Raw genomic sequence first — 6,603 nt, forward strand, 5'->3', positions numbered from 1 at the left:
CGACGGCAACGTGGTCGGCGACGGCAACCAGGCCGTGACCGGTGACGACAACACCACCGCCTTCGGCTCCGGGGACGCCACCTCCGCCGACTTCGACGACGCCCGGTTCGGCGACGGCGCCGGGGTCTCGGTCGGCGGCAACGCCAGCGGCAACGCCGAGGACAACGACACCTCCACCTCGGTGCGCGGCGGCGACGGCGACACCACGGTCAACACCGCCGACGACGGCAGCTCCGCCGAGCAGGCGGTGGACCAGTCCGAGACCTCGACCGAGGTCGACTACGACTACGAGGCGCGCGTGGACAGCCACGACGACGTCAACTCCGACAACCGGGTCGACAACAGCGACAGCGGCAACGTCGACATCGACGCCTGACCAGGAACGGCCGATGAGGGGGAAGTAGGCCACGGGCGCTGCTTCCCCCTCACCCATGTCTCGGTGCGGGTCAGCCTGCCCACCCGCGTGGTCGGGACCGGCGGGTGGCCTCTACTCGACACAGAACCTGCACACCCGTGGCTCGATCGGCCGCCTCGACTTCACCACGAGCAAGCGGGTGTCCTGGCTGGGCGGGTGACGGTGCCGGTCAGCTGTCCTTGATCTCGCAGATCACGCTGCCCTGGGTGATCGAGCCACCGGCCTCGGCGGTCAGGCCGGTGATCGTCCCGTCCTTGTGCGCGGTGACCGGGTTCTCCATCTTCATCGCCTCGAGCACGACCACCAGGTCGCCGGCCGCCACGGTGTCCCCGTCGGCCACCGCGACCTTGATGATGGTGCCCTGCATCGGCGCGGTCACCGCGTCACCGGAAACCTTCGCGCCACCACCGCCGCCGCGCTTGCGCGACTGCTTCTTCGCGGCGCCACCGGCACCCGGGGCGGTCCCGAACGCCAGGTCACCGGGCAGCGAGACCTCCAGCCGGCGCCCGCCGACCTCGACCACCACGGTCTGCCGCTCGGTGACCTCCTCGTCGGCTCCCGCGCCACCGTCAAACGGCCGGACGGTGTTGTCCCACTCGGTCTCGATCCACCGGGTGTGCACGGTGAACCCGTCCTCGGTCAGCGCGGCGAACGCCGGGTCGTCGACCACCACCCGGTGGAACTCCAGCACCGTGGCCATTCCCTCGACCTGGAACTCGGCCAACGCCCGGCGGGAGCGCTCCAGCGCCTGTGCCCGGTCCGACCCGGTGACGATCAGCTTGGCCAGCAGCGAGTCGAACTGGCCACCGATCACCGAACCGGACTCCACCCCGGCGTCCACCCGCACACCGGGGCCCGACGGGTAGGCGATGGAGGTGACCGTGCCCGGAGCCGGCAGGAAGTTTCGACCGGCGTCCTCGCCGTTGATCCGGAACTCGATGGAGTGCCCGCGAGGCTCCGGGTCCTCGAGCAGGTTCAGCGGCTCGCCCTCGGCGATCCGGAACTGCTCGCGGACCAGGTCCAGCCCGCTGGTCTCCTCGGAGACCGGGTGCTCGACCTGCAGTCGGGTGTTGACCTCCAGGAAGGAGATCAGCCCGTCCTGGGCCACCAGGAACTCCACGGTGCCGGCGCCGTGGTAGCCGGCCTCCTTGCAGATCGCCTTCGAGGCGTCGTGGATGGTCTTGCGCTGCTCGTCGGACAGGAACGGCGCCGGGGCCTCCTCGACCAGCTTCTGGAAGCGGCGCTGCAGGGAACAGTCCCGGGTGCCGACCACGATCACATTGCCGTGCGTGTCGGCGAGCACCTGCGCCTCGACGTGGCGCGGCTTGTCCAGGTAGCGCTCGACGAAGCACTCGCCTCGGCCGAACGCGGCGGTGGCCTCGCGGACCGCCGAGTCGAACAGCTCGGCGATGTCCTTCTCCTCGCGGGCCACCTTCATGCCGCGCCCGCCGCCGCCGAACGCCGCCTTGATCGCGACCGGCAGCCCGTGCTCGCGCGCGAATGCGATGATCTCGTCGGCCCCGCCCACCGGCTCGCTGGTGCCCGGTACCAGTGGGGCGCCGGCGCGGGTGGCGATGTGCCGGGCGGTGACCTTGTCGCCGAGGTCGCGGATGGCCTGCGGGGTCGGGCCGATCCAGGTGATCCCGGCGTCGACCACGGCCTGGGCGAAGTCGGCGTTCTCGGACAGGAAGCCGTAGCCCGGGTGGATGCCGTCCACCCCGGCCTGTTTCGCCGCCCCGATCACCTTGTCGAAGTCGAGATAGGACTCGGCGGCGGTGTTGCCGCCGAGCGCGAACGCCTCGTCGGCCAGGCGCACGAACAGTGCGTCCCGGTCGGGCTCGGCGTAGACCGCGACGCTGGCCAGGCCCGCGTCACGGCAGGCTCGGATCACCCGGACCGCGATCTCGCCGCGGTTCGCGATGAGCACTTTGCCCAACTGTCGGGTCGCCTGGGCGGCCACGCTGCCTCCTGCACGGTCACTCTCGGCGGGCCGGGCCCGGCCGAGCTCTCCTGGAGGCGATGGCCCGCCCCGCTCGATCGGCCGAGTGTATGCAAAGAGGTCACGCCGGGATGGGGGTGGAGGCGCACTTCACGCGGAGTCACCCCACCGGCACCCGAAAGGGCGGCCGCGGCGCAGAGACGCCGTCGTAGCGCCACCGTGCCTCCCGGGCGGCGAGCTCGGTGTGCCCCAGCTCGGGCAGCTCACCGGCCGCATGCAGGGCCCGGGCGAAGTCCCAGCCGTCGCGCAGCGCGCCGTGCGGCGGGCGCGCGCGGGCCCAGGCGGTGAACCGGTCACCGAACGAGTCGCCGAGACCCGCGGCGAGCAGTGGCCAGTCCACCGCTACCGTGGCGGCCCGTTTGGCCCGCAACGCCCGTTCCGCCGCGGCGAACCGGACCGGGTCCAGCCCGGACGGGACCGGGCCCCCCGCCACCAACGCCGCGACGAGGGCGCGCTGTCGGGCCGCCGCCACCGACCGGCCCCCGGCGCTGAGCACGCCCTCCGCACGCAGCGCGCCGAGCGCCGCAGTGAGTGCCAGGTCCGGGCCTTCGTGCAGGTAGGCCACGCGGTACGGGTCGGCGTCCCAGCCCGCGACCGACCGGCTGCCGGGCGCCTTCCGCGCGGCCCGGCGCGCGATGACCGCCGCGGCCAGCAGCAGGGCGGCGAGCAGCAGGTAGCTGCCGAGGATCGACGGTCCACTGATGCCCCAGGTGTCGCCGCCGGCGGCCGATGTGGTGGTGTACACGTGCAACCTCCTCACCAGGAGACTCGGCCGTGCTCCCGGGGGGTACGGCCGCTGGAAGCCGAGTGTGTGGCACCGCGCGACCGGGTACCAGAGACTTGACCAGGAATTGAGCTTGTACCGGCCACACTGGGCGGTCCGGGGGTGGACATGGCGGTGCGGACCGGCTCGACGCGGGCGACGGCCCGACGCCGACCGGTGATCGTCGCGGCCGTGGCGCTGCTGCTCGGCTGCGTCGGGCTCGTGGGCTGTGCAGATGCCCCTGCCGATGCTCCCGTCGATACCTCCGCCGCCCCGGCGCCCGCCCCGGCCCCGGAGGTGACCGCCCCCGACGACCCGGTCGCCTACCAGGCGCGACTGATCCGACTCGACGACGAACTCGGCGCGGCGCTGGCCCGGATCGGGCGGACCCGCGACCCGGACGACCTGGAGCAGGCCACTCTGGCCGGCGCCGCCCTGGCCAGCGCCAGTGGGGAGCGGTTGCGGGCGACAGCGGTCGACGAGCCGATCCGCCGGGCACACGATGCCCTGACCGCTGGTCTCGATCAGCTCGGCCGCGAGCTGGCGTTCCTCAGCCAACGTGTGCACGACCACGAGATATGTACCGGCCCCACCGCGCTCGGGGCGATCGGCTCCGCGCCGAGCATGCCGGCGCTGCGGGCGATCGCCTCGGGCTTCGGCCTGCCGGGCGCCGACGGCCGGACCTATCGGTGGGGTGCGGCGCTGCCGCCCGAGCAGGCCGTCGCCCCGCCGGTGGTGGCGCTGGGCAACGGCACGCTGCTGGTCGACCGGCGACCCGGTGGGGAAGCGGCCGACGGTGTGCTCGAGGTGGTGAACGAGGGACAGCAGGACGTCGTGGTCGTGCTCGGCAGGTCTGGGGCGGTGGTGGTGTCGGTGGCGGCCAGCCCGGGCGGGTCCACCCGGGTCGCCGGAATCCCGGACGGCGGATACGACCTTGCCTACACCTCCGGCCGTGAATGGGACCCGGGGCTGTCGGCGTTCGCCCGCGACTGCGGCTTCCGCCGGTTCAGCGAGCCGATCACGTTCGCCACCGTCCCGGTCGCCGCGGGCACCGAGTTCACCGTCCGGACGGTGAACGTGCGCTCGGGCCCGCCGGATGCAATGACGGTCGAGGTACCTGCCCGCGAAATGCCCCGCTGACCGATGCCGCGTCCCGACACGACGTCCTCGCGGCGGGCTGACCAGTCAGGATCGTAGCGTGGCCGGTATAGCGAAGGTCGTACGGAAGGTTGGGCTCGGTGACGATCTCGACGTCTGGGTATGGCTCGGGGTCACGCCAGGGGAACCGGCCGACGACCAGGTTCACCCGGTGACGACGACGCCCGGGGTCGGGGCGGGCAGCCAGGTCAGGGTGCCGACGTCGCACGCTTCCGGATCGCCGGCGGCCAGTCCCCGGTCGAGCGAGGCGACTCGCTCGTCGACGGCGCCGTGGCTGTCCACCTCCTCGGGGTCGGCGCTGAGCCGGCGTAGTTCGGCGACGGCGCCCTCGCGGAAGACCGCTGGGTCCAGGTCGCCGACGGCCACCTGGGACCGCGCCCACATCCCGGCGTAGCAGTCCGCCTGCAGTTCGATGTCGCGGGTGGGTGCCCGCAGCCGCGGCCGCACCAGCCACTGCACGTGGTGCCCGGTCTCGTGCGCAACGGTGAACGACAGCACGATCCGGGCGTGCTCGCCGTGCGCGGCGCGCACGTCGTCGAGGTAGGTCGTCGGGAAGTGCACGCCGGTGCGCGCGTTGAAGAAGGCCCGGTCCCGGGTCCGGTCCGAACGCGGGGCCTGGTCGGGGACGGTGAGTCGGGGCGATACATAGCTGCGGCCGGCGCCGGCGAATCGGGTCTGCCACACCGCGTCGTTCGCCCGCTGGAGGCATTCGACGTACGCGGCCTCCGCTCCGACGTCCAGGCACGGGACGGCCGGGGCCGGCGGTGCCACCGGGGCCGGTGGGCCGCCGCCCGAGCCGCAACCGGTGAGGACCCACGCGGTGAGGACCCACGCGGTGACGACCTGGAACGCAGCCCGCATGCTCCCCATCATGGAGGCCGACCTGTGAAGTGGGCGGTGGCCCGCGGGAGCATGGTGCTCAGGTGGCGGGTGCGGCCCAGATGTCGACGACCGACACGCCGACCTGGGCGAGCAGCCGGCGGGTCAGCGGCAGGCTGATCCCGATCACATTGGACGGGTCGCCCTCGATGCTCTCGACGAACCAGCCGCCGAGCCCGTCCAGGGTGAACCCGCCGGCCACCGCGAGCGGCTCGCCGGACGCGATGTAGGCGCCGAGCTCCGCCTGGGTGGGCGCGGCGAACCGGACCCGGGTGAGCGCCGCGCCGGCCGCCCGGCCGACCACCTCGCCGGCACGCACCCGCACGAGAGCGTGGCCGGTGACCAGGTGTCCGTCGCGCCCGGCCATCGCCGCCCACCGCCGGCGCGCGACGTCGGCGGTGCCCGGCTTGCCGGCCAGGTCGCCGTCGATCAGCAGCATGGAGTCGCAGCCGATGACGATCGAGTCCTCGGCCGGGGAACCCGTCAGCCGGCCCGCCACGCAGTCCGCCTTGGCCTCGGCCAGCGCGGTGACCCGCCGTTCGGGCTCAGCGTGTGCCAGTCCGGCCAGCAGCGCGTCCTCGTCGACCCGCGAGACCTGCACCACGGGCGCCACCCCGGCGGCGCGCAGGACGCCGAGCCGGGCCGGCGACTCCGAGGCGAGCACGAGTTGCACGGACGCGAGCGTAGTTCGGCCGGGTCTCGCCGCTGGGACCGGTTCGGCGACGGGTGCGATGCGTACCTGACCGGACCCTCTCCGTGACAACTGAAAGGTACCGCCGAATGGCCGATCAAAAGGCGCGTATATCTCTGTGTAGAGTCTCGTTCGCGGTTCTTGCCTAGTGAAGGACTTGCTCCGACAACTGGCAGAGCGGACAACTGACAGCGCTAGTCTGTTCGGACTATCTATTCCCTCGAGGAAGGCGTGGTGCCACCACTGATGAACAGGATTCTTCAGTACCTGCCACGAGGCAACACGCTCGACGACGAGGCCTGGGCGCATCGGCACCACATCGTAGTTGTTGTCCTGGCGATGCATCTACCATTGCTTTTGGCGTTCAGTCTGGTCCTCGACGCCGAGGCATTGATCTTCGCGCAGGCCTCGGTGGTGCCGGCGGCCTGCCTGGTCGGCGCGAGACTGGTGAAGAGCCGACGACCGGTGTCAATCATCGCCACCGCGGGATTGACGTGGTGCTCGGCCAGGGGAACGTCAAAGTCCGTGAGGTTGGCGTGAGGTCGTCAGGTTGCTCGGTAAACATTCAGCCGTGATGATCAGTGCATGACGCTGTCGCCGGTCGGCTGGTTGGCGTCCGGTGGTTGTCGGTCGTGATGTCGTATCAGGTGGGTGCGGGTAATGCGGGCATCCAGGGTCGGCCGATGAGTGCCTCGCGC

General features: G+C 72.1%; 6 protein-coding genes and 1 pseudogene. 3 read left to right on the forward strand and 4 right to left on the reverse strand.

All coding sequences use genetic code 11. From position 1 onward, the window contains the following. A pseudogene (locus tag Q1K26_RS19005) lies at positions 1-376 on the forward strand (hypothetical protein); the annotation flags it as partial. A 208-nt stretch (positions 377-584) separates the two neighbouring features. Here Q1K26_RS19005 and Q1K26_RS19010 read toward each other — a convergent pair. Continuing rightward, the gene (locus Q1K26_RS19010; RefSeq protein ID WP_300014614.1) at positions 585-2,342 is read right to left on the reverse strand and encodes an acetyl/propionyl/methylcrotonyl-CoA carboxylase subunit alpha; all 1,758 of its coding nucleotides are present in this window, start codon (positions 2,340-2,342) and stop codon (positions 585-587) included. Between the two features lie 172 nt (positions 2,343-2,514). Beyond that, a complete protein-coding gene (locus Q1K26_RS19015) occupies positions 2,515-3,159 on the reverse strand; it encodes a hypothetical protein (protein WP_300014617.1) in 645 nt (214 codons plus the stop codon). A gap of 141 nt (positions 3,160-3,300) precedes the next feature. Between Q1K26_RS19015 and Q1K26_RS19020 the strand changes: the two genes are divergently transcribed. Further along, the gene (locus Q1K26_RS19020; protein ID WP_300014620.1) at positions 3,301-4,317 is read left to right on the forward strand and encodes a hypothetical protein; all 1,017 of its coding nucleotides are present in this window, start codon (positions 3,301-3,303) and stop codon (positions 4,315-4,317) included. 162 nt (positions 4,318-4,479) lie between these two features. Here the strand turns inward: Q1K26_RS19020 and Q1K26_RS19025 are convergent, their stop codons facing one another. After that, entirely contained in the window at positions 4,480-5,196 is a 717-nt protein-coding gene (locus Q1K26_RS19025) for a neutral zinc metallopeptidase (protein WP_300014622.1), read from the reverse strand. A gap of 58 nt (positions 5,197-5,254) precedes the next feature. Next, entirely contained in the window at positions 5,255-5,887 is a 633-nt protein-coding gene (locus Q1K26_RS19030) for a Maf family protein (protein ID WP_300014625.1), read from the reverse strand. Positions 5,888-6,139: 252 nt separating this feature from the next. Between Q1K26_RS19030 and Q1K26_RS19035 the strand changes: the two genes are divergently transcribed. Beyond that, positions 6,140-6,445 (forward strand): hypothetical protein, encoded by a 306-nt coding sequence (locus Q1K26_RS19035; protein ID WP_300014628.1) that lies wholly within the window; start codon positions 6,140-6,142, stop codon positions 6,443-6,445. Positions 6,446-6,603: the final 158 nt, after the last annotated feature.

This window comes from Pseudonocardia sp., from assembly GCF_029263155.1.
Taxonomy (GTDB): domain Bacteria; phylum Actinomycetota; class Actinomycetes; order Mycobacteriales; family Pseudonocardiaceae; genus Pseudonocardia.

Coding starts and splice junctions, on each gene's coding strand:
- Q1K26_RS19025 (WP_300014622.1), bottom strand. CDS start 5,196: ATGCGGGCTGCGTTCCAGGTCGTCACCGCGTGGGTCCTCACCGCGTGG.